We start from the raw sequence: 25,337 nt of genomic DNA, 5'->3' as shown, positions 1-25,337 counted from the left end.
AACAGGATACCTGTCTTGCTGCGGCAGCGTGGCCGATTACCCCTCTGCGGCGCCGCGCTTCCAATAACCCATGAAGGACACGTTCCCGCGCTCCACCCCGGCTCCCTGCACGAGCATGCGGCGCATGCGCTTGACGACGCCACTTTCTCCCGCAATCCACCAATACGTTCCGCCGCTGCGGGTTGGGTTGGGGTCTGTTGCCTCGCCGCTGGAGGAATAGGAGGGCGTTTCCCACAGCAGCGGGGAAGCGGTGGGGCGGCGCTCAGAGCAGGCGGTGGGCGTGATGCCGAGGTGGGAGGAGAGGGCGTCGATAAGCAGGGCTCCGTGCTCGCGCTGCGCGCGGGGGAGAAACTCAATGCTCAGTCCCTCTCGGGCGGGCAGGGCTTGGGCATCCGCAGCGTGGGGGACTTCGACGGTGATGGAGCCGGTGAGCCCAGCGGGCCACTCCTCGGCGATGCGCGCGAGCGCCGGCAGCGCGGTCTCGTCACCATACAGATGGGCTCGAGTGGCGCCTGCCGGGTGAAACTCGATGCCGGGACCGGATGCGTCCTGAGCGTGCGGGGCAATGACGTAAATGCGGGCGCCAGGCTGCGTGGAGGTAGCCCAGGTGGAGGCGGGTCCCTCGCTTCCGGGCTCGGAGTGGAGGACGAAGTCCACGGTGAGGATGCCCTGAGTGCGGTCGAGATCGCGCACGGAGTAGGTGCGCATGTGCCCGCGGGTAGCCGGATCGAGACCTTGCCAGGCGGCGTACCAGTCACCACGGTCTGGGAACTGGGGCAGGCCATCCGGGCCCGGAAGGATGAGTTTGATGCGCAGGTCTCGGATGTAGCCGGCGGGGCCCATGGCATCGAGGCCAGTGAGGCGGACGCGCTGCAGGGAGGGGCTGATGCGCGTGGAGTCGAGGACCGTGGCGAGGTGGGGCTGGTAGGGCATGGTTCCTTTCGAAGTGCGTGGGCCTAGCGCGTGCTGCGGGGCATGACGGCGGGCAAACCGGAGACGGGATCGTCGATGATGACGGACTCGATGCCGAAGACATCGCGGACGGTGTCCTCAGTGATTACCTCGCGGGGGCTGCCCTGGGCGCGGACCGCGCCGCCGCGCAGGGCGATGAGCTCGTGCGAGTAGCGAGCGGCCATGTTGAGATCGTGGATGACCATGACGATGGTGGTACCGCGCTTCTCATTGAGTTCGCACACGAGGTCGAGAATGTCGAGCTGGTGTTTGATGTCCAGGTAGGTGGTGGGTTCGTCGAGGAGCAGGATGTCGGTGCGCTGGGCCAAGGCCATGGCGATCCAGACGCGCTGGCGCTGGCCGCCGGATAGCTCGTCGATGGGGCGCTCAGCCAGCTCGGTCACGCCGGTGGCATCCATGGACTCGGCGACGACGTCGTAATCCTCCTGGCTCCAGCGCCCCAACAGCCCCTGGTGTGGGGTGCGTCCGCGGCCCACGAGATCGCCCACGGTAATGCCTTCGGGAGCGCTCGGGGTTTGGGGGAGAAGCCCCAAGGACCGAGCGAGGAGCTTGGTGGGCATCTGTGCGATGTCGGCGCCGTCGAGCACGATGCTTCCCGAGGCCGGTCTGAGCAGGCGCGCGAGCGAGCGCAGGAGGGTGGATTTGCCGCAGCCATTGGGGCCGACAATCGAGGTGATCGCGCCGGGGCGGATGTCCACGCTGAGGTCGGCGATAATGGGGGCGCCACCGTAATCGAGGGAGACGCCGTGGGCAGAGAGCTGGTGAGTCATGGTGATGCTTAGCGGTTGATGCGGGTGAGCAGGTTGATGAGGAAGGGCGCGCCGAGTGCGCCGGTGACCACGCCGACGGGATATTGATGCCCCAACAGATACTGACCGGCGAAGTCCGCGCCCAGCACGAGCGCTGCGCCCACGGCTGCGGAGGGCAGAATCAACGCCGAACCCAGGGGGAAAAGCCGCGCGGCGATGGGCCCGGACATGAACGCTAGGAATGCGATGGGCCCGGTGACCGACGTGGCCACCGAGATGAGCCCGACAGCACAGAGGATAAGGCCTACGCGCACTAAGGGCAGGCGAACGCCCAAGCTTACGGGCAGCTCGTCGCCCAACTGGAGTAATGAGAGCCGAGCACTCAGCAGGGCAGCTACCGGGGCGAGCAGTACCACGGCTCCTAGCAGCGGCGCGCCGCGTTGCCAGGTCAGGGAGTTGAGCGAGCCGGTAATCCAGCGGGTCGCGGTGGGCAGGTCCCAGGAAGGAGCCGCCGTGAGCATGAGGTTGATCCAGGCCTGCAAGAGCGCGGAGAACCCGATGCCGATGAGGATCAGCCGGGTGCCGGAGAATCCTGACTTCAGCGACAGCACGTAGACCAGCGCGCTGAGCCCGAGGCCCGCTGCGAGCGCCGCGGCGGAGACCGCTGACTGGGAGGCATGAAATCCGATGATGGCGGTGACACCGGAGGCCGCAGAGGCCGAGGAGATGCCAATGATTTCCGGCGAGGCCAGCTGGTTGCGCAGCAAGCGCTGGAAGATCACGCCGGAGACGCCAAAGGCCACGCCCGCGGCCGCCCCGATGGTGGCGCGGGGAAGACGCAGTTCGCCCAAGGTGAAGGAAGCACCGGGTACCGTCTCACCACGCAGGACGGCGAAGGCCTGGGCAAAGCTATAGGTCTTCTCTCCCACGAGGACGTTGAGCCACCACAGGGCGATGACCGCGAGGAGTAGCGCGCCGAGGCGTAGCGCGTAGGCGCGCTGTTGGCGGCGGTGGGCGTGGCGTAGCAGTGTGCTTGTGCTGGGGCTGCTCATAGCTCACGCACCCTGGTTCGGCGGACAATCCAGATGAAGAGGGGAGCGCCCAGTAGTGGTGTGAGCACGCCCACGGCGATCTCGGAGGGGCGGGCGATGACCCTCCCGAGCGTATCGGCCACCACGAGTAATAGCCCGCCGCCCACTGCAGAGGCGGGCAGGAGGAGACGGTGGTCGGTGCCCATGAGCAGGCGCAGGATGTGCGGAACGATGAGTCCGACAAAGGCGATAGGGCCCGCGAGGGCGGTGGCCACACCGCACAACAGCAGCGCGCCGACGCCGGCCAGGATCCGTGAGCGGGTGATGTGAATGCCGAGGCTGGCGGCGAGGTCGTCGCCCAGCGCGAGGGCGTTGAGCGCGGTAGCGCTGGCCAACACGATGATGAGGCCGAACACGAGGAAGGGAGTGGCCATCCCGAGGTGCTCCCATTGCGCGCCGCCGACGGAGCCGACCTGCCAGAAGCGAAACTTGTCCATGACGTCGGTGCGCGGCAGCAGGATCGCACTGACCAGGCTGGAGCAGGCTGCAGCGGTGGCTGCCCCGGAGAGCGCCAGCTTGAGGGGCGTGGCGCCACCGCGGCCCAGCGAGCCCACGGTGTAGACAAAAATAGCGGCGGCGAAGGAACCGCAGATGGCCGCGAGCATGGTCGGTACCGGCCGGTTGAGCCCAAAGAATGCGATGCCCGTGACCACCGCGAGAGAGGCCCCGGACAGGATGCCGAAGATGCCGGGATCAGCCAGCGGGTTGCGGGTCAGCGCCTGCAGCGTGGTTCCGGCCAGCGCCAGCGCGGCGCCGACGCACAAGGCCAGTACCGTGCGCGGGATGCGCACATAAGCCGCGGCCTGCTCGGCGGTGCTGGTGGCGCCGGTGAGGGCTGAGAGGGCGTCGGCAGGCGCGATGCTGCGCACGCCAAACATGATGGAAGCAACGACGGCCAGCGCCGTGGCCACCAGAAGCCCCACCACGATGGCGGAGTTGCGAACGTTCATTGGCGCCCTCGATTAAGACATTGCGGTGGCGTTGAGCTCACCGAAGTACTTGTCGACGCCCCACGGGATAGAAAGCGGTGACTGGTTGGCGGAGGCACCCAGCGGGCCGTTGTCGAGGAAGGCCACCTTGCCTTGAGCGATCGCGGGGATCTTGGACTTGAGCGGGTCTGCCTGCATTTCTTTGAGCGTTGCGGCGTCGTCGGCGGCGTTGCCGGAGGAGTAGGCCACGATGAGATCGACATCGGCGAAGTCCTCGGGCTTTTCCGCTGAGACCTCCACCCAGAAGTCCTCAGCGTCCTGGGAGTGCTTTTGCACGATCTCCGGCACGCCCAAGCCGTTGTCCGCGAGGAATCCCATGCGGGGATCCGCGGTGGTGTAAAAACCGAGCTTCGAGGCGTCGCTCGTGCCGCCGAATGCGGTGAACAGCACCTTCTTTCCTTTGAGGTCCGGGTAGGAGTCCAAGGCTTGAGTGGTCTGCTTCTTGAGCTTCGTCAACAGCTCGTCGCCCTGCGCGCTCAACCCCATGGCCTGGGCGTTCATGCGGGTCATGTCCTCCATGGAGGTCTGCCAGGACTTGTCCGGGTAGGCCACCACCGGGGCTATCTTGCTCAGCGTCTCGTAGTCCTCCTTGGTCAGGCCCGAGTAGGAGGCGAGGATGACGTCTGGGGCAGTGTTCGCAATCTGCTCGAAGGGGATGCCATCAGTTTCATCGAAGAGCACTGGCTGCTCGCCGCCGAGTTCCGCGAGCTTCTCCTCGGTCCACGGCAGCATGCCGTTGTTATCGTCATCGCCCCATGTGACCTTGGACATGCCCACCGGGACCACCCCCAGGGCCAGCGGCACCTCGTGGTTGGCCCAGCCCACAGTGGCGATGCGCTGCGGGGCGGACTCGATGGTGGTTTCACCCAGCGCGTGAGTGATGGTCATTGGGAAGGCCGCGGTGTCGGCGTGCGAATTACGCTCCGCACGGTCTAAGTTCTCCGCGGCGACATCACCCGTCTGTTCCTTTGCAGGCGAACAAGCCGCAAGGGTGAAGGCAGTAGCCGCCGCGGTGAGAGCGGCGGCGCAGGCAGTGGCGAGTTGGCGTTTAAGCACGATGGCAACTCCTTACGGTTAGGAACCTCAACTAAGGTAAAGCTATGGTTACTTAGGTAAGCCTATTTTACTGTGTTTGGGTTGCGCAATTTGTGCTGTAGGTTGCATTACAGTGGCCTACGCGGCACCTCCTAAAGTCTAGGTGCCGAGTGCCTGGGAAAAGAGTGTCAGCGTGCAATGGATGGCCTAATTGCCAACGTTTTCGTTGTGTGTGGCGCCAGGGCTCATCCCGGCGTAATGCCAGTGCACGGCCAACGTGCCGACGAGAAGCGAGACTGCGGCCGCGCAATGTGGAAGGGAAAACCATGGGCCTGGCTCTTGGAAGTAGTCCAGCGGCCACGTTGTTTCTGACCAGCCGAAGACAACGGGGGCATAGGATGTGAGCCAGACGGCTGCTACAAAGGGAAGCGCAGTCAGCCTCCCAACGAATGGCATGAGCAGTCCCAGAACACATGCCAGGACGATGGTGTTGCTGATGATGAGTTCACTTTCCGGAACGGCTGTGGGGCTCGAGCCTACCTCTAATCCAAGTGACAGGACAAACTCCCTTGTGGTGAGAGCAGAAGCCCAGACCGCCATGATGACGCAACACACTATGCCGATAAGTAAGCGGCCGACAGCCAGCACTTGCGCTCTTCGCCTGCGGAGATCGAGCTCAGCCATCGGCGAAGTCAGCAGCAGGACGAGCGTCAGTGCTGCGAGTTCACAAGCAAGTTCGCGGTAAGCGATGCTGACCGGCTCCGCAGGGGAACCCGCGATGCGGAAGGTGCCATCGAGCAACACGCTGCATAGCATGGAGGTGACCACAATCCCGGCGATTGTGCCTACGGGCAGTGTCTTTAGAATTGCGTGGAGTGGCACTTATCGCTGAACCTCCCGCAACGTTGCCCTGTGGAGGAGATCCATGCTGGCTGTGCAGGAGTAGATGTCATCCCAATTCTGTGTGATAGCCTCCTGCGCTTCCTCGGGTGCAGCGTCTGTCAGGTAGGTGTTGTGCGTGACGGCGGTACCACCTTCGTTGATTGATTGGTAAAGCGCGCCGTACTTTTCAAGTTTGTCCGAATAGGCGTGGGCACTCGTGAGGAAGAACACCGCCACCCGTTCGATGACGAATGCGCCCTCGCTATTGAGATCATGGCAGTTGTGGACGCCCGCAGAAGAAAGTGCCACATCGGATGCATCAATTCGGCGCTCGGCATTGTCGAGAGACACCCATGCCTCGTCTCCCTGAGAAGTCCAGAAATGGTGGGAGTTAACTTCAACCAATTCTGTGTATACAGGTGCGGCTGGGGACAGGCGCTGTACTGCGTCGATGTCGTCGAGTGCCCGAGACAACCCGGGGGAATCGGCGCGGTTGACGCACACCGTTATCCCTTCGCTTCCTTGCTGGCAGACATCGTTATCGGCCGCAGTGCGCGGGCCGCTGAGGATCTGGATACCGCAGGCCGAGACACCCATGATGATCACCGCACCGAGCGCTAGGGGGTGTGAAAGCCGTTGTGATGCTGATGAACGTGTCCGGAGGACGAGAAGCACGAGTGCTACCGCCAGGGCCCCGACGATAAGAAGCTCGAGAGCGTTCGCTGCGGCGTTGTGCGCACTAAACAAACTGAAGCTATCAGCAACATCGCTTCGCAAAGGGACTATCGACTTCCAAAAATCGGAATTTACTGTGACCACCAGAATCACGTATGCGAAGAATACCGCGCACAATGCTGCCACCGCCGGGTGAAAGGCACTCAGCGAGAACCCGATGAGAGCGCACGCTAGTCCGAGCACAAACAGAAAAATGGTGCAGGACAAGATAGTGAGAATAAAGGCGACTGAGTCACTGGGCTCGGAGCTGAATCCGCGAATAATGCCCGCTACTTGACCAACGAGGATTCCGGCCTGCGTCCAAAGCGCCCCAGCAAGAGCCAGGGAAAGCAATTGGGCCGTCAGACCGCGCCGTCCAGGATGTGTGGCAAAGAAGGAACGCGTTGGGCACAGAGATGCTGAATTAAATGCTATGAGGCCGGAAAAGCTAAAACAACTCCACGCCGTTGCTTCCATCCACTCGTGGGCAAGGTCGGGCCAGCGCACGTAGGATACGTGGATTTCGTCAGAACCAATGCGAAAAGCGATGATGGCGCTGAGGATAACGTGAGCGAATCCAAGCCACTTGGCGCATGGAGAGGCAAAGGTTCGAAGCATCATGCCTGCTCACCTCGCATGATGTACTCCAGTGCCACTTCCAGTGGGTCCGCATCGCACCTTTCTGCTGCAGCATTTTTGGACTGCGAGCGCAGAGTCGTCCAGTCTCCCTCGTATGCCACTGAGCCCGCGTTAAGCGCAATAACGTGGTCACTGAGTTCGGTGACGTCGTTCGTGATGTGAGTGGACACAACGATGCTCGTAGCGTGGGTGATGTTCTTGATCACGGAGCGTAAAGAGGTACGTGCACCGGGGTCGAGCCCCGCAGTGGGCTCATCGAGAAAAAGCGTCGTTGGAAAGTGCATCAACGAAGCAGCAATGCCGAGACGACGGTTCTGTCCTCCGGACAGCGTGCCTACGCGCTGCTGCGCCGCTTTTCTAAGATCCACAAGCTCCAGCACCTCAAAAACACGGTCTTTGTAGTCCTTTCGACTCATCCCGGCTACCCAGCCGGAGTATTCCAGGGCCTCCGTGAGAGTCATGCGCGCAACAAAGCGGACATCCTGGGGAACGTAGCCGATGGTCTCGCGGTAGCGGGGCAGTGCCGCATGATCGATCGTGGTTCCATCTGAGGAAAAATAGCCGGAACTGGGCTTTTCTAAGCCGGTCAGGACGCGTAGAAGCGTTGACTTGCCGCTTCCATTGGGGCCGATGAGTGCTGTGACTCCTTTCGGGATCGTCGCCGAAACATCAAAGAGAGCGGGAGCCTTCTTTCCCCAACGTCTGTAGTTCTTTGTCAGTCCAAAAGTCTCAATCACAGAAATTCCTTGCCAAGTGTTAAAAGCCGTTCCTCTCGGTAGGGAGGAGGAACGGCTGCACTAATTGCGGGTGTTAACACACCGTGGAACGGTCGCCTTAAAGGACCGTGCCGGTCGTGCTTTTGATCCGGCCGAAGTACGTGCCACGCCCCTTGCAGGCACTAAAAGCGCGGACGGTTCCATTCCCGCTGCCGGTTGTGGAGCCCAACACCGGATCTGGTTTAAACGACACGTCCTTTTTCAGCTCAAGCGTGAAGTCAGCTGCATTCGCGCAATTCTCACGGCCTCCCTGGACCCCTAGCCCGTTGCTGGCTTTATCCCATCCGATGTCCCACACCACAAGGCGGCAAGCGCCTGCATTATCGCTACCTTGTACCGCGAAGGGGGTGATGCGATGGTCATCAGAGTCGGAATCTGGGCCGTCGCTGAGGGTGCGTGCGGCGCTGATATTGCCCCATTTGGTCGGTATTTCTGCCAGCCGGATCCCTTCGGCGGCGGCGGCTGTTTGAGCGCCCACGCTTAGTGCAGCGCTAAACGCGGCTATCGAGAAAAAAAGTTGCTCTTTTCATGAGATTTCCTTTCGAAACTCAGTAGGCGGAAAGCACGCAGCTCGCAGTGCCGATTAGCAGAATAGGCGCATTGGCGTGATTTATAGCCATAATTTGCGCACAAGGAACTTTTGTTCCTACTTTTAAGGTTTTCTTGACACGTGCGTGTAAAGGAATTACCGGAATACTCAGCTGTGTGATGCGCTGCACGGCCCCGCGCAACTGTGGGATTGACTGGCAAAGCGCGCCGCAGCTTAGACAAGCTTCCACGCCGAGGGCTAAGGTCTGCGCACGTGACTGACTCTCTTGCTGCCTCCGATAAGCCCCGTGTGCCGCGCCAAACCGAGATCTCCTCGGCCCGCAGGCGTGTGGTCATGCTCGCCATGGCGCTGGGCGCGTTTGCCATCGGCACCACGGAGTTCACCTCCATGGGCCTGCTGCCGCTCATCGCGGATGACTTCGGCATCACCGAGGACCGCGCCTCCATTGTCATTTCGGTGTACGCGCTCGGTGTCGTTGTGGGCGCTCCAGCCATCGCCGCGGTGACCGGCACGCTGCCACGCCGCCGGCTCATCATCGTGCTCATCGGCTTCCTGCTGGCCGGCAACCTGCTCACCGCACTGGCCCCGAACTTTGGCCTGTTGCTGGCCGCCCGCTTCATCGCCGGCCTGCCGCACGGCGCGTACTTCTCGGTGGCGAATCTCTCCGCCGCCGCACTCGCGCCGATGGGTGCGCGGGGCAAGGCGATGGCCCTGGTGGGTATGGGCCTGGCCGTGGCCACGGTGGCCGGCGTGCCCGCCGCCCAAGCCCTGGGCCAGGCGCTGGGCTGGCACGCGGCCTACCTGCTCGTCGTGGCCATCGCGGCGCTGACCATGGTGCTGCTCTTTGCCCTCTTCCCGCACATGACGCAGATGAAGCAGACCGATATGTTCACCGAGCTGGGAGCCTTCCGCAACCCGCAGGTGCTGCTCACCGTGGTCCTGGGCACCGTGGGCTTCGGTGGCATGTTTGCCGTCTACACCTACATCACGTGGACCATGACTGAGGTCGCCGGCATGGATCCGACGTGGACCTGGGCGGTGCTCATGGCCTACGGCATCGGCATGACCCTGGGCAACGCCTTCGGCGGCGCGCTGGCGGACCGCAACCTCGAGTTCGGCATCATCTTTGCCCTGCTGTGCATGATGGGCGTGTCCATCCTGTTTTACTTTGTGGCGCACAACGTGTGGGCGGCGTCGATAAGCTTCGGCGTCCTGGCCTTCTTCGGTTCCACCCTCGTGCCCTCCCTGCAGCTGCGCCTGATGGAGGTGGCTGGCGACGCCCAAACCCTCGCCGCCGCCCTCAACCAATCCGCGCTCAACATCGCCAACGCGGCGGGCGCGGCCATCGGCGGCGTGGTGGTCGGCGCGGGCTACGCCTACAACGCCACGGCGCTGGCGGGCGCGGCCCTCGCCGCGGCTGGCTGCCTGACCTGGGTTATCACCATCCTGGACAAGAGGCGCCGGGCCCCGCGGCGCGCGGTGAAGATCGTCGACTCCACCGAGCTTTAGTGTCCGCGCCGGGCGGCATTAGACTGACCAGCATGACCATTACCATCGCCTCCGTCAACGTCAATGGAATCCGCGCGGCCTGCAAGCAGCGCAACGAGAACAACCCGGGCATGAACGCCTGGTTGGAGACCACGCCTGCCGACGTCATCCTGCTGCAGGAAGTGCGCGCCACCCCGGCCGAAACCCGCAAGGCGCTGGCTCCCTCCCTGGAGGCCGGATGGCACCTGGAGCAGGCCGAGTCCTCCGCCAAGGGGCGCGCCGGGGTGGGCATCCTCGCGCGCACTCCGCTCAGCGATGTTTCCGTGGGCTTCGGCTCCTTCCTCGACGCCGGCCGCTTCATCGCCGCCACCGTGGAGGACTCCCAGGGCCAATCAGTGCGCGTGGCCTCGCTCTACCTGCCCTCCGGCGACGCCGGCACCGCGAAGCAGGATGAGAAGTACACCTTCCTCGACGAGTTCTCCGGCGTGCTGGCCCAGCTGGCCGCGGAGCACCCGCACGCCGTGGTGGGCGGGGACTGGAACATCTGCCACCGCGGCCAGGACCTGAAGAACAACAAGCCCAACGAGAAGAAGTCCGGGCACCTGCCGGAGGAGCGCGCCTTCATGGATCACGTCTTCGGCTCCTTCCCGGACGCCGAGCCGCAGGAGAAGAAGGGCCTGGGGGAGTGGCTGGGGGTGGTGGACTACGCCACCAAGACCGAGTGGGAGGCGGCGGCTGACCCGCAGTGGTTCGACGTCGCCAGGCGCCTGGCCCCCGAGGCCGAGGGACCCTACACCTGGTGGACCTACCGTGGTCAGGCCTTCAACAACGATGCAGGCTGGCGCATCGACTACCAGGCGGCGACCCGGGCGATGCTCAATCGCGCGCAGCGCAGCTGGGTGGAGAAGGCACCCACGGTGGAGCAGCGGTGGTCGGATCATTCCCCGCTGCTGGTGGAGTACAGCTAAGTGCTATGCTGTAGCCAGTCTTTTAACCTTTCTTTCATCCTTTTCAACCGCAGGAGATGCTCATGACCCGCGCAATTGTTTACTCTGTCCTCGGCGCCGTTTTGCTTGCACTGGGTATTTGGTGGTGGACCATCGTCGGCCCGTCCTTCGCTTTCCTGGGCCCGATTGTCCTGCAGGGCGTCGGCGGCGCGTTCATGGTGGCTGGTTTCGCCTGCATGATGGATGTCATTAGCCCGACCTCCCGCAAGCTCTAAGCGCGGTCTCCTGCCTGTCCCTCCTCGGAGGGGCATTTTTTGTGTGCGGTGGGGCCCTGCCACGCAAGGCGTTAGGCTGGGCGCCATGAACGGAATCGACGTACTGACAGATCTTGCCCAACGCCCCCTCGACGCCTTGGCCGCGGTGCCGGAGCTTAGCGTCGAGGAGGCCAACGCCCACCGCGGTGGGCACCCCAACTCCATCACCTGGCTGCTGTGGCACACCGGCCGCATGGCGGACATGCAGCTGGCGCAGCTCAGCGGCGAGCCTGAGCTGTGGGCAGGCTACGCGCTGAGCTTGCCGGATGAGATGGGCTATGGGCACTCGCCCGAACAAGCCCGCGCCGTGCAGGTGGCCAACGCCGAGGAGCTGGCGGGGCTGCACGAGTACGTGAGCGCGAGCCTGCAGGCGGTGGGCGAGTACGTGGCGCGGCTTGACGAGGCCTCCCTGGACGAGGTCATCGACACCTCCTGGACCCCGCACGTGACCCGCGGTGTGCGGCTGGTCTCCATCCTGGATGATGCCGCCCAGCACTTGGGTGCGCTAAACCACGTGGCACACATGCCGGCAGAGTAGAATGTGCCAGCATGACTGACACCACTTCTGAGCAGAATCTTTCCCGCGTGCTTTCCGGAATTCAGCCCACGGCTGATTCCTACCACCTTGGTAACTACCTCGGAGCGCTCAAGCAGTGGATCGACTTGCAGGATGGCTACGAGGCCTTCTACTTCATCCCGGATCTGCACGCCATCACGGTGGAGCAGAACCCGGAGGAGCTGCGCCAGCGCACCGTGGCGGGCGCGGCCCAGCTCATCGCCCTGGGTATCGACCCGGCCAAGTCCACGCTCTTCGTGCAGTCCCACGTGCCGGCGCACACGGAGCTGACCTGGGTGCTGCAGTGCCTGACTGGCTTCGGCGAGGCCTCCCGCATGACGCAGTTTAAGGACAAGTCCGCCAAGCAGGGCCAGGACCGCACCACCGTGGGCCTGTTTACCTACCCCATCCTGATGGCGGCGGATATCCTGCTGTACTCCCCGCACTACGTGCCGGTGGGCGAGGATCAGCGCCAGCACCTGGAGCTCACCCGCAACCTGGCGGAGCGCTTCAACAACAAGTACGGCGAGGTCTTCCGTGTGCCGGAGGCCTTTATCCCGGAGGGCTCGGCCAAGATTTATGACCTGCAGGAGCCGACCGCCAAGATGAGCAAGTCCGGGGCTAACCCCAAGGGCATCATCAACCTGCTCGACGCGCCAAAGACCTCCGCCAAGCGCATCAAGTCCGCGGTGACCGATGACCTAGGCGTGGTGGCCTTTGACCGCGAGAAGCAGCCGGGCGTGTCCAACCTGCTGGCCATCCAGTCGGCGCTGACGGGCGAGCCCATCGACGCGCTGGTGGAAAAGTACGCCGGCCAGGGCTACGGCCACCTCAAGGTGGACACTGCCGACGCCCTCGAGGCCTTCACCACCCCGCTCAAGGCACGCTACGAGGAGCTCATGGCGGACCGCGGCGAGCTGGAGCGCATCCTGGCCCAGGGCGCTGAGCGCGCCTCCGAGGTGGCGCAGCCGCTGGTGGATAAGGTCTACGAGGCCGTCGGATTCCTTCCGCGCCGCTAGAAAGCGCGTCAAGAGAAGGCACGTAAAGTTTCGGCAACATTCCCGCTGCCGAGGCCCCCTTTGGCTCCCCATGCTGGCCGCCGCCGGTTAGCATGGGGGGACGTTTTATTGACGGATAATGATATTTCTGAGGGGTGTGTTGTGGCGACTTCGACGCGCAGCGACGAGAATAAGACCGACGACTACGGCATAGAGCGCGCCCACGCCGACGAACCAGGCGCGGTGGACAAGGTGCGTGAGAAGTCCGAGATTCTGGACCACATCATGCGCATGCAGGAGCGCTACACCAGCAACGGCGGCAACCAGTACGCCGCGGGCATTACCTACTTCTCCGTGCTGGCTATCTTTCCTATTTTCATGCTCGTGGTGGCCGGTGCCGCCACGGTGCTGGCCTCCCGGCCGGACCTGCTCATGCAGCTGCAGGAGCGCATCGCCGACTCCGTCTCCGGGGACTTGGGCGATACCATCAACGAGCTTTTGGAAACCGCGATTGCGCAGCGCAGTGCGATGTACGGCATCGGTGGCCTGACCACCCTGTGGTCCGGGCTGGGCTGGATGATGAACCTGCGCATCGGCATCTCCGCGATGTGGGGGCTGGATCCGAACGACGCCCCCGGCAACTTCGTGACCAAAAAGCTTAGCGACCTGCTGGGGCTCATTGGCCTGCTCGTCGCGCTCATGGTGGCCTTCGGCGTGACCGCCGCCGGCACCTCCGGGCTCACCCAGAAGATCTTCGAGCTGGTGGGCATCGAGTCCTTCCCGGGCATGGGCGCGGTGCTCTTCCTCGCCGGCATCGCCATCGGCCTGCTGGCCAACTTCCTGGTGATGTGGTGGCTCATTGCCTTCCTGCCGCGCACCGAGGTACCGGGCAAGTCCGGTGTGAAGGGCGCTGCGCTGGGCGCGGTGGCCTTCGAGGTGATCAAGCAGCTGTCTACCGTCATCATGTCCTCGGCCGCGGGCAACCCGGCTGGTGCGGTCTTCGGCCCGGTCATCGTGCTCATGGTGGTCATGTACCTGGTCTGGCGCGTGGTACTCTACGTCTCCGCCTGGACCGCGACTACTGAGGAATCCCTGGACCTGGTGGTTCCGCCGGTGCCGGAGCCGGCCGTCATTCACGTGCGAACCGAGGTCAAGGAGGGCCCGAACGCCGGGGCCACCTTCGGTGTGGGGGCCGCCCTGGGTGCTGCCGCCGCGGGGGCGTGGGCTCTGCTGCGCCGCAAGTAGCTCCTCCCGCGGGGAGGCGATGTCCGGTGCATGACCTAGACTGTTACGCATGACTTCGAACGCCCTGGCACCGAACCTCTACTCGCACTTCTCGCTGGACCCGCACGCCACTTCCCGCGAGCTCGGCATCCTGTTGGCCGCCAAGGATGCCCGGCTCGAAGGCATGGGGGTCTCCCTGGGTGACGAGCAGCGCCAGCAGCTGCAGATTGCCCACAGCATCCTCTCCTCCCCGGAGACCCGCGCCACCTATGACGAGGGGCTAGATGAGGGCCTGCGCCCCACGTGGAGCCAGCTCAGTGAGGTCGCCGCCTACGGCGAATGGCCCTACGGCATGCAGGCCTCTGCCTCGGCGCAGCAGTCTCCCTTCGCCGCGCCGGCCGCGCCCCCGACGGCCACGGCGTCCCAGTCGCCCTTCCACGTGGATCCCTTCGGGCAGAACAACCTCCAGCAGGGTGCGGCGCAGCTCGCGCCCTACGGCGTGGCCTACGGCATGGGGCCGAATTCTCCGCGCGCCACCATGGGCACCCGCGTGGCCATGGCCCTTATTGATAGCGTCATTGCGCTGTTCATGGTGGGCATTGTCGGGGCGGTGGCCTTTGATGCCTCCTCGAGTGACTTTGTCACTCTCTTTGGCACTTCGCTGCTCGGGGTGGCCTACTTCGTGCTCTTCGAGTCCGTGCTGGGCGCCACCCCGGCCAAGATGCTCATGGGCTACGAGGTGCGCAACGCCGAGACGGGCGAGAAGCTGAGCATCACCGAATCTGCCAAGCGCCAGTGGTGGCGCCTCGTCTCGCTGGTGCCGGGCATCGGCCCGCTGGCCTCGATGGCCTGCGCAGTCTACGTGGTTTCCACCATCAACCCGAACAATGAGCTGCGCGGGCAGCACGACCGCCTGGCTAACGCCGAAGTAGTGAAGCGCCAGCGCCCGCAATAAGTGCCACGCCCACCAGGGCGGCGATGACCCAGCCCACCCAGCCCTCGATGTTGCCCAGGCGGCTGGGCGCTTCCGGCGAGGCCTCCGCCGCGACTGTCGAGCTCGGCGCCGGCGCCGGGGTAGGAGTCGGCGGCACGGTGGTCGTGGGGGGTGCGGCGGCGTCGGCAAGCATGCCCACCCCGTGGCCTTCCGGAACCTCGTAGGCCTCGTGGAGGAGCATCTGCGCCTGCTGCCAGGCGCGCGGGCCGTGCTCGACGGTGGTGTTGAGGATGACCGCCTGCAGGCGTCGGCCGCCCCGGTCGAGGGCGCCGACGAAGGTGTGGTGGGCGTCCTCCGTGTAGCCGGTCTTGCCGCCGATGCCGTCTGGATCCTCCAGGTAGAGGCGGTTATCGTTCCACAGCTGGTAGCCGGGCATCTCACCCCAGCCTGGAAACTCCACGTGCTCGGTGTTCACCAGGCGCGCGAAGGTGGGGTTGTGAAACGCCGCCTGGTAAATCAGCGAGATGTCCTCGGCGGAGGTGGACATGCCGGGCGCGTCGAGCCCGGAGTAGCTCGCGGCGTAGGTGGACTGCGTGCCCAGCTTCTTCGCCAGTGCGTTGACCTTGCGCAGCGCTACCTCGTCGCCGCCGAGGGCCTGGGCCAGGGCGTGGGCGGCGTCGTTGCCGGAGGCCATGAGCAAGCCCTGGAGGAGCTGCTCTACGGTGTAGTCGGTGTCCGGGCCAATGCCCACCGCGGAGCCCTCCACGGAGGCATCCTCCATGGTGGTGTGCACCTTCTTATCCAGCGGTAGCTCGTCTATGGCCACCAGGGCCAGCAGTGCCTTGATGATGGAGGCCGGACGGTAGCGGCCATTGGGATCCTTCATGGCGATGATCTCGCCGGTGTCGATGTCGCTGACCATCCACGCGGAGGCCACCACGTCCTTGTCCACGCGGAAGTCCTCTGGCGCGCTTACCCCGCAGTTGGCGGTGGCCACTGGCGGCAGGGGAGTCGGCGCGGCTTGCCCTGGGGCGAGGCGCTCCGAGGTGGTGATGGCCGGTTCCGGCAGCTCGGCGAAGGGGCAGTCATCGGTATCGGGCGCCTCGGTGCGGATGGGGGAGGAGCTGGTGGAGGCCTCATTGCCTGGGGCGTCCTCCTGGGCCGCGGCATAAGGCGCGGCGCTGAGCAGGAGCAGGGCAATCGAGGCAGTGGCGGCAACGTTTCTCATGGCGTGCTTTATCTTAAAGCCGGCCCTAGGATGTTCCCTATGCATGACGCACCTTTGATTAGCCCGGAAAACAAAGACACTGGTGTGGAGGTTCTCGCAGGCCTTCCCAAGGTCACCCTCTACCAGGAGCTTCCCTCCACGGCGGCAAGTCCCGCGGAGCTGCGCAGCGCTACCCGCGCTGCCGTGGAGGCCCTCGCCGCCGACCACGTGCTCTACGCGGAGCTATGCCTGCGGCCCGAGGCCTACGGCTTTCCCGCCGAGGAGGCTCTCGACGCCGCCGTGGCCGGGGCCAAGGTGCCGGGCATCGAGGCGGCGATCATCCTGACGGCCAACGCGCAGGGCGGCAGGGCCGAGGAGCTAGCGCAGCTCAGCGCGGATCCGCGCGTGGCCGGCTTCATGCTGGATGCTACCGATGCGCGTGGCGCTGAGCTCGAGGATCTTTCCAGCGGCCTGCGCGCGTCCTTTGTACCCTGGCAGGTGCTCGCTGGCGATTTCGCGGGCATTGAGGCCGCGGTGACGGCTGGGGCACAGCGCCTGGTGCGCCCGGTGGATCTCATCGATGATTTCAGCGCCGACCTGGAGGGCGTGCGCCCGGGCAGAGTTTCTGTGTGGGTGCGCGACCGCCACCTCGCGGTGACGATGTGCCCGCTGTGGGACGCAAACGAGGACCTCGACCTATCGGATCACCCACTGCCGCTGCTGCAGCAGCTGGGCTTTACCTGCAGCATCGCCAGCGGCCAGGCGGAGGCTGGGAGCCTCACGGAGCAGTTCGTGGCTCTGAGCGAGACCTTCGGCTACGGCCTCGAGGAGTTCTTCGATCTCACCGTCAAGGCCGTGGAAAATTCCTTCATGAACGAGGAAGACCGGCAGCGCCTCCTCGAAGAGGAGATCCTGCCGGCCTACGAGAAGCTTGCCGACGCCGAATTCGCCGAGGACGAGCACCGCGAGGAACTCGACGCTGACGACTAAGCGCGCGGGATCCTAAAAGCGGGAGAAGCGCTTGGTGAGCATCTCCTCCAGGCCCTTCCAGGACTCTGCGTGCTCGTTGTAGGGCTTGGAGGGGACGTAGCCCGCGTGCTCGGTGGAGCCGAGCATGTAGCCCAGGTAGTCCTGGAAGCGCGGGTGCTCCAGCATGTAGGAGTTGATGGAGTCGTCGCCAGCCCAGTCCGCGGCGTCCGCGCAAACCTCGTAGCAGCGGCCCATCTGGTCGGTATCGACGGCCTCGGGGCCTTTTTCGATATCGCGCACGATGCCGTTGAAGGTGTACTGGTTATCCGGGTGGACGGTCAGCTCCAGCTCGCCGGCGTTGGCCGCGGAGACCAGCTCCTCCCAGGTGGAGACGCGGGCGAGATCATGCTCGTCATTTTCCATGATCCAGCGCACCAGGGTCTTCGGGGAAGAGAAGGTGAAGATCTCACCCCACTTGCCCAGGAAGAATGGCTTGCCGTCGAGGTAAGTGCGCAGCGTGTACACGCTCTTGAGGTCCACGGTGATCTTCACCGGGTCGATGCCCGCGGCAGCCCACGGCGAGTTGTCATAAGGATCGGCCGCGGCGGCCTGTGCCTTGCGCTCTTCCTCGGCTTTCTTCTGCGCCTCGGCGCTGGCCTCCTGGGCGGCGGAGATGCGGGTGGCGGCGTCGGTGATGGCGGACTCGTCAAAGTCGGTGCTCGGCACCACCTTGACCACCTTGTCCAGGTCCGCGATGACCTCGCGCCAGTTGCCCAGCACCACGCGGCCCACGCCGGACCACTCGCTCATGCCCTGATCCCCTGCGTAGTGATCCGCGCCGCGGGCCACGTTGCGCAGGATGGAGTGGGAGGCAAAGAAGATGATGGTGTGCTCCGCGCCGGTGACGTTGGCCAGCGCCTCGGCCACCTCGAGGTTGCGCGCCACCGTGGAGACATTCTTGTGGCTGGGGCGGCCCACCAGGTACTCGGGCAGGCCGACGAGGTCGTACTGATCCCGCTCGGCGGCCGCCACACGGTCCGCGGGCTTGTTCTCGAAGGCCTCCCACTTGGGATGATCCTTGAGGTCGTGGTTCTTGCCGGACTCGAGGAAGCACAGCAGCTCGGCCTCGGTGTGGAAGAGCAGGACTGCTTCATCGTCACCAAGGAAGGCCTGCCACTCGGAGCCGCTCTGGCGCCACTTCGGCGCCCAGAGGGTGTAGAAGTCGCCTTCGGACAAGGACAGCTGGACGGGAACAATTGCGCGGGAGTTCATGGGCGAACAGTTTACCCTGTGGGCCGCCAAAAGCCTTTAAAAGCCATGCCCATGTTGGAGGTGCGCAGCGGGCTGGTCTGCACCGGCGAGCCCGCCTCAATCATCTGGCCGCCACCGGAGTAAAGGGCAACGTGGCCGTCCCACACCACCAAGTCCCCGGGCTGCAGTTCATCGGCGCTGACCTGCCGGCCCACCGTCTGGTTCTCCGCGGTGCGCGGCAGCTCCACGCCGGCTTGGCGCCAGGCCCACTGGGTTAGCCCGGAGCAGTCGAAGCCGCCGTTGCCGGTGCCACCCCACACATACGGCGTGCCCAGCTGGGTCTTGGCGGCCTCCACCGCGGCGCGGCCCTGGGCGGAGCCGCCGGAAGTGGCAGCGTCAGTGCCCGATTTGTGGGCCACCTCGTGCACCACCATGTCCTCTGAGTCCTTCGTTGGCGCCGTGGGAGATCCCGCGCTGCCCTGCTGCAGCTGGTGCTTCGAGTCTTGCGGGCCCGCCACCGCGGACTCCACCGCGCGCTGGGCAATGGGCAGCAGGGGAGCCGCCGCCTGCAGCAACTCGGTGCCGAGCTGCGTGACGCGGGCCAGGGCCTTGCCCAGGTACTCCGTGGCCAGTGCCTGCAAGCCGGCGCGCGCGGCGGCCTGCGCGGCCGGGTTGGGCACCAGGAGGCTCAGCGCCAGCGGGAAGCCGCGCTGCACCAGCTCCAGGCCCAGCCGCAGCAGGTCGCCGCCGGCGGCCACGAGCAGCTCCTTGGCTTTCTCCAGCACCTCGGCGATGGTCTGGCGGTCCTCGGCGGCGACCCCGGCGGCGTCGAGAAGCCTGCGCGGATCCCCGTGGGCAATCTCCGCCAGGGGAGGAATCGCGCTGAGATCGGGCAGCTCCGGCAGGGTGACCTGCGGCAGCGGCGAGGGCTGCAGGCGGGCGATGTTCTTCAGTGCGAGCTCCAACATCACTGGCCTCCCAGGGCGGTGGCCAGGGAGACGTCGCCAAGCTCGGCGTCACGCGCCATGATGAAGGAGGATTCCGCCACGGCGTTGGCGTCCGCGCGCAGCTGCGCGGTGCGGGCGTCAAGATTGGACAGGGCCTGCGCCACGAGGGCGCCGAACTCGGAGAGATCTTGCGGAAAGTGGGGAAGGGGAATGGGTGCGCCCTGGGCGGCGTCCTGCAGCTCATGGGCAAGTCGGCGAGTGTATTCGGTGTCAATCGCAAAAGTCGTCATGCTCTATTGGACTGAGAAAACCCGCGATCGGTTCCCAGCCACATGTGACCGGAGCAATGCTGCCGGTGGGAGAGGAAGCTTATATTCTGGTGCCTATGGATATCCACGTAGTAGACCACCCGCTGGCGGCCTCCCGCTTGACCCTGATGCGGGATGCGCGCAGCGATAACGCGGCCTTCCGCGCCGCCCTCAAGGACCTCGGCATGATGCTGGTGTACGAGGCCGCCCGTGACCTTGCCGTCGAGCACTTTGATTGCGTCACCCCGGTGGATACCGCCCGGGGCACCCGCCTGCAGGATCCGCCGATCATCGTCCCCATCATCCGCGCGGGCCTGGGAATGATTGACCCGGCGCTGTCGATGATCCCGGACGCCCAGGTGGGCTTCATCGGCATGGCCCGCGACGAGGAAACCCACCAGCCGGTGCCCTACCTGGAGGCTCTGCCGGAGGATCTTTCTGGGCGCAGCGTCTTCGTGGTGGATCCGATGCTGGCCACCGGAGGCTCCCTGCTGCACTCGCTGCGGCTGCTCGCGGGGCGCGGCGCCACGGACATTACGGCCATCTGTATGGTCTCCGCCCAGCCGGGCGTGGACGCGTTGGCTAACTCCGGGCTGCCGGTGCGCCTGGTCACCGCGGCGATTGACCCCTCGCTCAACGAGGACGCCTACATCGTCCCCGGCCTGGGCGACGCCGGCGATCGCCTCTACGGCCCGCGCAACATCGATCTTTAGAGCAATCTCTGCTCCCACCGGGCCGGCTAACTGAACCGCATGGTCTAGTTGTAGACTCATGCAGATAGGAACAGTACGTCAGGAGGCAGCAGTGATCTCGGCATTCGTGAGCGAGTGGTACGACCGTCATCGTGCAGAAGTCATCGGGTGGCGCCGCCATATCCACCGCCACCCGGAGACCTCCAACAACGAGGTGGAGACCACTCGCTTCATCGCGCGCGTCCTGCAGGACTACGGGCTTGAGCCGCAGCTCTTCCCGGAGACCGGCCTCATGGTGGACATCGGCCCGGAGACCGAGCTGGGCCGGCTGGCCTTCCGCGCGGATATCGACGCCCTGCCGGTCACCGAGGTCACCGGCCTGGAGTACACCTCTGAGGTACCCGGCGTCATGCACGCCTGCGGTCACGACGTTCACACCACCATCTCCCTGGGGCTGGCCTGCGCACTGGCGGATTTCCAGCGCGTGCATGAGCTGCCCATCGGCGTGCGCGTCATCTTCCAGCCGGCCGAGGAAGTATGGGTGGGCGGCGCCACGGACGTCATCGAGTGGGGCGCGCTGGAGGGCGTGAACTCCATCTTTGCCGTCCACGTGGAGCCCAAGCTGCGCGTGGGCCGCATCGGCGTGCGGGCCGGTGCCATCACCTCCGCCACCGACGTGGTGGACATCGAGGTCAAGGGCCCGGGCGGGCACACCTCGCGCCCGCACCTGTCCGCGGACGTGGTCTACGCGCTGGGCAAGCTCATCACGGAGCTGCCCGGTCTGCTTTCGCGTCGGGTGGATCCGCGCACCGGCACGGTCTTGGTCTTTGGCCAGGTCAACTCGGGTTATGCGCCGAATGCCATCCCGGAGTCCGGCTCGGTGTCTGGCACGATGCGCACCGCGGACATCGCCGTGTGGCGCCAGATGCAGCAGCTGTGCGCGGAGCTGGTGGAGCAGGTGCTGGCGCCGGTGGGCGTGGAGCACGAGCTGACCTATCACCGCGGGGTTCCGCCGGTGCTCAACGACGACGTCTCTACCGCCCTGTTGGCAGCAGCGGCCAAGGCCATCGACCCGCAGGCCGTGGTGCAGGCGCCGCAGTCCTCCGGTGGGGAGGACTTTTCTTGGTACCTGGAAAAGGTGCCGGGTTCCATGGCTCGCCTGGGCTGCTGGTCCGGCGAGGGCGAGCAGCACGATCTGCACATGGGGGATCTCACCGTGGATGAGCGCGCCATCGGCATTGGCATCAAGCTCTTCGGCTCAGTGGCGCAGCAGTTTGCCGACGTGGAGGATTAGAAGGCCACGCACTACACTGTCAGAAGGATTTTACCCATGAATTCTTCAGCAAAGGAGCGACAGTGTCACAGGAAGCCCCCCGCATCGTCATCATCGGCGGCGGCCCCGCAGGTTATGAGGCAGCAACCGCCGGCGCGAAGTACGGTGCTCAGATCACACTGATTGAGGATCAGGGTCCTGGCGGTTCCTCCGTGTTGCTGGACTGCGTGCCCTCCAAGTCTTTCATCGCGGGCGCGAACGTGCGCACCGACTTCCGCCGCGCCGACGCCATGGGGCTCAGCGGCCAGCTCAGCTCCCTCAATGTGCGCCTGTCTGCTCTCAACGAGCGCGTGCAGGATCTGGCGGGCAAGCAGTCCGCGGATATCCGCGCGGGCCTGGAGAAGATCGGCGTGACGGTCATTGACGGCCGCGCGAAGTTCTCCGAGGATCAGCACACCATGCGCGGCACCGCGCACCTTATCGACGTCACCCGGGCCGACGGCACCGAGGAGACCCTCGAGGCCGAGCTCGTGCTGGTGGCCACCGGCGCGACCCCGCGCATCCTGCCCGGCGCCCAGCCGGATGGCGAGCGCATCCTGACCTGGCAGCAGGTCTATAACCTCACCGAGGAACCCGAGCACCTCATCGTGGTGGGCTCCGGCGTGACTGGTGCGGAGTTCGTCTCCGCCTTCTCCGAGCTGGGCGTCAAGGTGACTATGGTGGCCTCCCGTGACCGCATTCTGCCGCATGACGACGCCGATGCCGCCGACGTCCTCGAGACCGTCCTGGCCGAGCGCGGCGTGGAGCTGGAGAAGAACTGCCGCGTGGAGACCGTTTCCCGCACCGAGGACGGCGGCGTGGTGGTCAAGACGCAGGACGGCCGCGAGATCCGCGGCTCCCACGTCATTATGTCCATCGGTTCCATCCCCAACACCCAGGACCTGGGCCTGGAGCACGTGGGCGTGAAGACCACCAAGTCCGGCCACATCGAGGTGGACCGCGTCTCCCGCACCAACGTGGCGGGCATCTACGCGGCAGGCGACTGCTCCGATCTCTTCCCGCTGGCCTCGGTGGCGGCGATGCAGGGCCGCATTGCCATGTACCACTCCCTGGGTGAGGGCGTGTCCCCGCTGCGCCTGAAGACGGTGGCCACCGCCGTGTTCACCCGTCCAGAGATTGCCGCCGTGGGCTTTAGCCAGGCGGAGATCGAGGCCGGTGAGGTCTCCGCGCGCACCATCATGATGCCGCTGAGCACCAACCCGCGCGCCAAGATGCGTTCCCTGCAGCACGGCTTTGTCAAGCTTTTCTGCCGGGCGACTTCCGGCCGCGTCATCGGCGGTGTCATCGTGGCGCCGACCGCCTCGGAGCTCATCCTGCCCATCGCGGTGGCGGTGACCAACCAGCTCACCGTGAACCAGCTGGCCGATTCCTTCGCCGTCTACCCCTCGCTGTCCGGCACCATCACCGAGGCCGCCCGCCGCCTGGTGGCGCACGACGACCTCGAGTAACCGCGCCTGTGCCTGGCTGGTGCCAGGTCTAGCTAGAGGCCCAGTGTGTTCACCGCATGCTGGGCTTCTTCCATGGTGAACTGCTCGCCGTACTCGCTGGTGAGCTGGTTAAGCAGCTCGGCGCCGGACATGGGCATGAGTTCCTGGTAGTTCTTGGCGGACTCGACGGCCTCCGCCATCCAATCGGCGTTGACGTTGTCCACCGCGTACTGGGCCTGCTCCGGGGTGAACTGCTCGCCGTACTCGCTGGTGAGCTGGTCATAGAGCTTGGCCTTGGAAAAGCTCATGGTCTTCACGTAGCTCTGCGCGGAGCCCAGGGCCTCGGCGTTCCAGTCCGCCTCAATGTGATCGAGGGCGTACTGCGCGGCCTCCGGGGTGTAGCCCTCGCCGTACTCGCTGGTGAGCTGATCAAAGAGCTTGGCCTCGGAGAAGTTCATGTGCTTGATGTAGCGCTGCGCCGCGCGCAGGGCGTTGTGGTGCTCGGTGGGAGCGCCGTCATCCGGCACGCTGCCGCCGCCCAGGGCGTTGGCCAAGTCCTTGAGGGAGCTGCCGGTATCCTCCGCGGCGTCCACCGCGGCATCCTCCGTGGTGGCCTCGGCGGCGACCTCTTCGACCTGGCTGCTCACCGTGGGAGCTGCGGAGTCCTGCGCCGCGGTGTTCTCGGCGTCATCGGAATTTCCGGCGTTGAGAGCCGCGCTGGCGAGTACCAGCACCGCCACCGCACCAGCACCCCACTTAAAGCACCCTCCCTTCTTTTTCTTTGGCTGAGAGAGCTTCTGCGCCTCATACTCTTGCTGGCCCTGCTGCTGAGCCTGAGGCTGTTGCTGGGACTGGGGATCAGAGGGGAACTGCGAGGCAGCGTAGGGGTTGGTCATGAGAGTACCTCCTGGTGTTGCGAGATCTGAGAGAACGAACAGGATGTATATTTCTCTGCCCACTGGACATTGCTGCCAGCACAACCCAGGATTTTCGAACGCCTGCGCTAGGCGGTGTCGTAGGCGGCGTCGGGAGTGGCGTCGAGGTTGAGCTTGACGGGCCGCCCTGCCTGCGGAAAGGCGCGCTGCGGGCAGCCGCGGCGGGGGCAGGCCGCGCAGCCGGGGCCGATGGGGGTGGCCTCGGAGGGTGTGAGGTTGAGCGCATCGGCGTAGACCACGCGATCGGCCTGCGCGATATCGCAGCCCAGGCCCACCACGAACTCCTTGCGCGGGGTGCCCCATTCCTGCGCGGGACCCTGCACGAAGCGGGCGATCCACAAGTAGGTGTGGTCATCGGGCATCGAGGCTACCTGCCGGGTGATGCGGTTGGGGGTTTCGAAGGCGCGGTGCACCACCCACAGCGGGCAAGAGCCGCCGCTGCGCGCGAAGTGGAAGGCCGTGGCCGATTGGCGCTTGGAGATGTTGCCCGCCCGGTCCGTGCGGATGAAGGAGAAGGGGACCCCGCGGTTGCCCGGGCGCTGCAGGGTGCCCAGCCGCTGGGCGGTGGTCTCAAAGCCGGTGCCGAAGGAGCGCGCGATGAGGTCGATATCGTAGCGGGTCTCCTCGGCGGTCTCCAGGATCTGGGTGTAGGGCATGGTCACCGCCGCGGCAAAGTATTGGGCCAGGCCCAGGGTGCCGATGCGTTGGGCGTCGCCAAGCGGCAGCTCCGCCACCAGCTCCGCGCAGTGATCCTTGTAGGCGAGCAGGCAGTACTGCAACGCCATCTCGAAGAGCAGCTGGGCCTCGGTCAGGCCCGCCTGCAGGTGAAGCTCCCGGTCAATGAAGGTGCGCCGCCGCGGGTAGGCGCTGGAAAATCGGGTGCTCACGCCGAAGTCCTCGTGCAGGCGGGCCGCCAAGCGCCCGCGGCGCAGCACGCGATCCCCGAGCTGCCCGGCGAGTTCCTCGGCGGCGACGTCTAGGGAGTGGACGTAGTTGTGGGCATCGTAGAAGAAGTCGCGCACCGCCTCGAAGGGGCCCTGCTCCTTGGGCGCGTGGGCGGCGACCTCCATGAGGCGGGGGAGGAGCTCGGGGAAGCGGGAGCTGAGATCGGAGAGCGTGGGATCGGAGGCCTCCGGGAAGAGCCTGCGCAGCTCCGCGATGGCGCGCAGGTCTCGGTCGCCGGCGAAGTAGGTGGGGTCCACGTCGAAGCGCTGCGCGAGTTGCATGAGCACCGTCACGGTCAGCGGGCGCTGGTCATTTTCCAGCTGGTTGAGGTAGCTGGTGGACAGTCCCAGCTGCTTGGCCATGGCGGATTGGGTGAGGCCGCGCTCCTTGCGCAGCGCGTGGATTCTCGCCCCCGCATAGTGTTTGCTCACGGGTTCTTCCTTCCGAATAGTGCCTCTGACGTGC

26 protein-coding genes are annotated in these 25,337 nt (G+C 65.3%); 11 read left to right on the top strand and 15 right to left on the bottom strand.

The window, feature by feature from the left end; genetic code table 11:
• Nucleotides 1-36 precede the first annotated feature (36 nt).
• The 9 genes from Q4E25_RS00925 to Q4E25_RS00885 all read right to left on the bottom strand — a co-directional run bounded on the left by Q4E25_RS00925 (nt 37) and on the right by Q4E25_RS00885 (nt 8,325).
• Entirely contained in the window at nt 37-933 is an 897-nt protein-coding gene (locus tag Q4E25_RS00925) for a siderophore-interacting protein (RefSeq protein WP_303153003.1), read from the bottom strand.
• 23 nt (nt 934-956) lie between these two features.
• Nucleotides 957-1,742, bottom strand: a complete 786-nt coding sequence (locus tag Q4E25_RS00920; RefSeq protein WP_303153001.1) for an ABC transporter ATP-binding protein — start codon at nt 1,740-1,742, stop codon at nt 957-959.
• Between the two features lie 8 nt (nt 1,743-1,750).
• On the bottom strand, nt 1,751-2,773 hold the full coding sequence (locus Q4E25_RS00915) for an iron chelate uptake ABC transporter family permease subunit (RefSeq protein WP_303152999.1): 1,023 nt from the start codon (nt 2,771-2,773) through the stop codon (nt 1,751-1,753).
• Nucleotides 2,770-3,690: an iron ABC transporter permease gene (locus Q4E25_RS00910; protein WP_303153185.1), complete on the bottom strand. Its 921-nt coding sequence runs from the start codon at nt 3,688-3,690 to the stop codon at nt 2,770-2,772. The genes Q4E25_RS00915 and Q4E25_RS00910 overlap by 4 nt, the downstream gene beginning before the upstream one ends.
• A gap of 84 nt (nt 3,691-3,774) precedes the next feature.
• On the bottom strand, nt 3,775-4,857 hold the full coding sequence (locus Q4E25_RS00905) for an iron-siderophore ABC transporter substrate-binding protein (RefSeq protein ID WP_303152998.1): 1,083 nt from the start codon (nt 4,855-4,857) through the stop codon (nt 3,775-3,777).
• A gap of 186 nt (nt 4,858-5,043) precedes the next feature.
• Complete coding sequence (locus tag Q4E25_RS00900; RefSeq protein WP_303152996.1) at nt 5,044-5,664, bottom strand: hypothetical protein; 621 nt, start codon at nt 5,662-5,664, stop codon at nt 5,044-5,046.
• Between the two features lie 54 nt (nt 5,665-5,718).
• Complete coding sequence (locus Q4E25_RS00895; RefSeq protein WP_303152994.1) at nt 5,719-7,053, bottom strand: hypothetical protein; 1,335 nt, start codon at nt 7,051-7,053, stop codon at nt 5,719-5,721.
• The gene (locus Q4E25_RS00890; RefSeq protein ID WP_303152992.1) at nt 7,050-7,808 is read right to left on the bottom strand and encodes an ABC transporter ATP-binding protein; all 759 of its coding nucleotides are present in this window, start codon (nt 7,806-7,808) and stop codon (nt 7,050-7,052) included. Before Q4E25_RS00890 ends, Q4E25_RS00895 begins: the two co-directional genes overlap by 4 nt.
• 97 nt (nt 7,809-7,905) lie before the next feature.
• Nucleotides 7,906-8,325 carry a hypothetical protein gene (locus Q4E25_RS00885; RefSeq protein WP_303152990.1) on the bottom strand — a complete coding sequence of 140 codons (420 nt, stop codon included), beginning with the start codon at nt 8,323-8,325 and terminating at the stop codon, nt 7,906-7,908.
• Between the two features lie 324 nt (nt 8,326-8,649).
• Here Q4E25_RS00885 and Q4E25_RS00880 point away from each other — a divergent pair, with 324 nt between their 5' ends.
• The 7 genes from Q4E25_RS00880 to Q4E25_RS00850 all read left to right on the top strand — a co-directional run bounded on the left by Q4E25_RS00880 (nt 8,650) and on the right by Q4E25_RS00850 (nt 14,879).
• Nucleotides 8,650-9,906 carry an MFS transporter gene (locus tag Q4E25_RS00880; RefSeq protein ID WP_303152988.1) on the top strand — a complete coding sequence of 419 codons (1,257 nt, stop codon included), beginning with the start codon at nt 8,650-8,652 and terminating at the stop codon, nt 9,904-9,906.
• A 32-nt stretch (nt 9,907-9,938) separates the two neighbouring features.
• Nucleotides 9,939-10,853, top strand: coding sequence for an exodeoxyribonuclease III (locus tag Q4E25_RS00875; RefSeq protein ID WP_303152986.1), 915 nt, complete (start codon nt 9,939-9,941; stop codon nt 10,851-10,853).
• Between the two features lie 62 nt (nt 10,854-10,915).
• Nucleotides 10,916-11,107: a hypothetical protein gene (locus tag Q4E25_RS00870; protein ID WP_303152985.1), complete on the top strand. Its 192-nt coding sequence runs from the start codon at nt 10,916-10,918 to the stop codon at nt 11,105-11,107.
• Nucleotides 11,108-11,192: 85 nt separating this feature from the next.
• Complete coding sequence (locus Q4E25_RS00865) at nt 11,193-11,684, top strand: DinB family protein (protein ID WP_303152983.1); 492 nt, start codon at nt 11,193-11,195, stop codon at nt 11,682-11,684.
• 11 nt (nt 11,685-11,695) lie between these two features.
• On the top strand, nt 11,696-12,721 hold the full coding sequence (trpS, locus tag Q4E25_RS00860) for a tryptophan--tRNA ligase (RefSeq protein WP_303152981.1): 1,026 nt from the start codon (nt 11,696-11,698) through the stop codon (nt 12,719-12,721).
• Nucleotides 12,722-12,862: 141 nt separating this feature from the next.
• The gene (locus tag Q4E25_RS00855) at nt 12,863-13,945 is read left to right on the top strand and encodes a YhjD/YihY/BrkB family envelope integrity protein (protein ID WP_303152978.1); all 1,083 of its coding nucleotides are present in this window, start codon (nt 12,863-12,865) and stop codon (nt 13,943-13,945) included.
• Nucleotides 13,946-13,994: 49 nt separating this feature from the next.
• Nucleotides 13,995-14,879: an RDD family protein gene (locus tag Q4E25_RS00850; protein WP_303152975.1), complete on the top strand. Its 885-nt coding sequence runs from the start codon at nt 13,995-13,997 to the stop codon at nt 14,877-14,879.
• On the opposite strand, the gene Q4E25_RS00845 is transcribed toward Q4E25_RS00850, so the two are convergent.
• Nucleotides 14,842-16,086 carry a D-alanyl-D-alanine carboxypeptidase family protein gene (locus Q4E25_RS00845; RefSeq protein WP_303152972.1) on the bottom strand — a complete coding sequence of 415 codons (1,245 nt, stop codon included), beginning with the start codon at nt 16,084-16,086 and terminating at the stop codon, nt 14,842-14,844. The two genes, Q4E25_RS00850 and Q4E25_RS00845, sit on opposite strands and share 38 nt — an antisense overlap.
• A 39-nt stretch (nt 16,087-16,125) precedes the next feature.
• Here Q4E25_RS00845 and Q4E25_RS00840 point away from each other — a divergent pair, with 39 nt between their 5' ends.
• On the top strand, nt 16,126-17,055 hold the full coding sequence (locus Q4E25_RS00840; protein WP_303152970.1) for an adenosine deaminase: 930 nt from the start codon (nt 16,126-16,128) through the stop codon (nt 17,053-17,055).
• A gap of 12 nt (nt 17,056-17,067) precedes the next feature.
• Here the strand turns inward: Q4E25_RS00840 and Q4E25_RS00835 are convergent, their stop codons facing one another.
• The 3 genes from Q4E25_RS00835 to Q4E25_RS00825 are packed head-to-tail and all read right to left on the bottom strand — an operon-like array spanning nt 17,068 to nt 19,522.
• Nucleotides 17,068-18,306, bottom strand: coding sequence for a hypothetical protein (locus Q4E25_RS00835; RefSeq protein ID WP_303152967.1), 1,239 nt, complete (start codon nt 18,304-18,306; stop codon nt 17,068-17,070).
• Between the two features lie 11 nt (nt 18,307-18,317).
• Nucleotides 18,318-19,253 carry a C40 family peptidase gene (locus Q4E25_RS00830; protein ID WP_303152963.1) on the bottom strand — a complete coding sequence of 312 codons (936 nt, stop codon included), beginning with the start codon at nt 19,251-19,253 and terminating at the stop codon, nt 18,318-18,320.
• Entirely contained in the window at nt 19,253-19,522 is a 270-nt protein-coding gene (locus Q4E25_RS00825; RefSeq protein WP_303152959.1) for a hypothetical protein, read from the bottom strand. The genes Q4E25_RS00830 and Q4E25_RS00825 overlap by 1 nt, the downstream gene beginning before the upstream one ends.
• A 95-nt stretch (nt 19,523-19,617) precedes the next feature.
• Between Q4E25_RS00825 and upp the strand changes: the two genes are divergently transcribed.
• The 3 genes from upp to Q4E25_RS00810 all read left to right on the top strand — a co-directional run bounded on the left by upp (nt 19,618) and on the right by Q4E25_RS00810 (nt 23,013).
• Nucleotides 19,618-20,253 carry a uracil phosphoribosyltransferase gene (upp, locus tag Q4E25_RS00820; protein WP_303152955.1) on the top strand — a complete coding sequence of 212 codons (636 nt, stop codon included), beginning with the start codon at nt 19,618-19,620 and terminating at the stop codon, nt 20,251-20,253.
• 58 nt (nt 20,254-20,311) lie between these two features.
• A complete protein-coding gene (locus Q4E25_RS00815; RefSeq protein ID WP_303152952.1) occupies nt 20,312-21,526 on the top strand; it encodes a M20 family metallopeptidase in 1,215 nt (404 codons plus the stop codon).
• 62 nt (nt 21,527-21,588) lie between these two features.
• Entirely contained in the window at nt 21,589-23,013 is a 1,425-nt protein-coding gene (locus tag Q4E25_RS00810; RefSeq protein ID WP_303152949.1) for an NAD(P)H-quinone dehydrogenase, read from the top strand.
• Between the two features lie 32 nt (nt 23,014-23,045).
• Here Q4E25_RS00810 and Q4E25_RS00805 read toward each other — a convergent pair whose 3' ends face one another.
• Together Q4E25_RS00805 and Q4E25_RS00800 are read right to left on the bottom strand one after the other, a co-directional pair.
• Nucleotides 23,046-23,888 carry an Ltp family lipoprotein gene (locus tag Q4E25_RS00805; protein ID WP_303152947.1) on the bottom strand — a complete coding sequence of 281 codons (843 nt, stop codon included), beginning with the start codon at nt 23,886-23,888 and terminating at the stop codon, nt 23,046-23,048.
• A 107-nt stretch (nt 23,889-23,995) separates the two neighbouring features.
• Nucleotides 23,996-25,303 carry a short-chain fatty acyl-CoA regulator family protein gene (locus tag Q4E25_RS00800; RefSeq protein WP_303152945.1) on the bottom strand — a complete coding sequence of 436 codons (1,308 nt, stop codon included), beginning with the start codon at nt 25,301-25,303 and terminating at the stop codon, nt 23,996-23,998.
• Nucleotides 25,304-25,337 lie beyond the last annotated feature (34 nt).

It is taken from the genome of Corynebacterium sp. (assembly GCF_030532325.1).
Lineage (GTDB): Bacteria > Actinomycetota > Actinomycetes > Mycobacteriales > Mycobacteriaceae > Corynebacterium.
The sequence above is the reverse complement of the archived record's forward strand: the minus strand, read 5'-3'. Positions and strand labels throughout refer to the sequence as shown.

What these genes read in the sequence shown, in the direction of transcription:
- Q4E25_RS00925 (WP_303153003.1), bottom strand. Translation starts at nt 933, where the DNA reads ATGCCCTACCAGCCCCACCTCGCCACGGTCCTCGACTCCACGCGCATC.
- Q4E25_RS00920 (WP_303153001.1), bottom strand. Translation starts at nt 1,742, where the DNA reads ATGACTCACCAGCTCTCTGCCCACGGCGTCTCCCTCGATTACGGTGGC.
- Q4E25_RS00915 (WP_303152999.1), bottom strand. Translation starts at nt 2,773, where the DNA reads ATGAGCAGCCCCAGCACAAGCACACTGCTACGCCACGCCCACCGCCGC.
- Q4E25_RS00910 (WP_303153185.1), bottom strand. Translation starts at nt 3,690, where the DNA reads ATGTTTGGCGTGCGCAGCATCGCGCCTGCCGACGCCCTCTCAGCCCTC.
- Q4E25_RS00895 (WP_303152994.1), bottom strand. Translation starts at nt 7,053, where the DNA reads ATGATGCTTCGAACCTTTGCCTCTCCATGCGCCAAGTGGCTTGGATTC.
- Q4E25_RS00875 (WP_303152986.1), top strand. Translation starts at nt 9,939, where the DNA reads ATGACCATTACCATCGCCTCCGTCAACGTCAATGGAATCCGCGCGGCC.
- Q4E25_RS00870 (WP_303152985.1), top strand. Translation starts at nt 10,916, where the DNA reads ATGACCCGCGCAATTGTTTACTCTGTCCTCGGCGCCGTTTTGCTTGCA.
- Q4E25_RS00865 (WP_303152983.1), top strand. Translation starts at nt 11,193, where the DNA reads ATGAACGGAATCGACGTACTGACAGATCTTGCCCAACGCCCCCTCGAC.
- trpS (WP_303152981.1), top strand. Translation starts at nt 11,696, where the DNA reads ATGACTGACACCACTTCTGAGCAGAATCTTTCCCGCGTGCTTTCCGGA.
- Q4E25_RS00850 (WP_303152975.1), top strand. Translation starts at nt 13,995, where the DNA reads ATGACTTCGAACGCCCTGGCACCGAACCTCTACTCGCACTTCTCGCTG.
- Q4E25_RS00845 (WP_303152972.1), bottom strand. Translation starts at nt 16,086, where the DNA reads ATGAGAAACGTTGCCGCCACTGCCTCGATTGCCCTGCTCCTGCTCAGC.
- Q4E25_RS00840 (WP_303152970.1), top strand. Translation starts at nt 16,126, where the DNA reads ATGCATGACGCACCTTTGATTAGCCCGGAAAACAAAGACACTGGTGTG.
- Q4E25_RS00835 (WP_303152967.1), bottom strand. Translation starts at nt 18,306, where the DNA reads ATGAACTCCCGCGCAATTGTTCCCGTCCAGCTGTCCTTGTCCGAAGGC.
- Q4E25_RS00830 (WP_303152963.1), bottom strand. Translation starts at nt 19,253, where the DNA reads ATGTTGGAGCTCGCACTGAAGAACATCGCCCGCCTGCAGCCCTCGCCG.
- Q4E25_RS00825 (WP_303152959.1), bottom strand. Translation starts at nt 19,522, where the DNA reads ATGACGACTTTTGCGATTGACACCGAATACACTCGCCGACTTGCCCAT.
- upp (WP_303152955.1), top strand. Translation starts at nt 19,618, where the DNA reads ATGGATATCCACGTAGTAGACCACCCGCTGGCGGCCTCCCGCTTGACC.
- Q4E25_RS00815 (WP_303152952.1), top strand. Translation starts at nt 20,312, where the DNA reads ATGCAGATAGGAACAGTACGTCAGGAGGCAGCAGTGATCTCGGCATTC.
- Q4E25_RS00805 (WP_303152947.1), bottom strand. Translation starts at nt 23,888, where the DNA reads ATGACCAACCCCTACGCTGCCTCGCAGTTCCCCTCTGATCCCCAGTCC.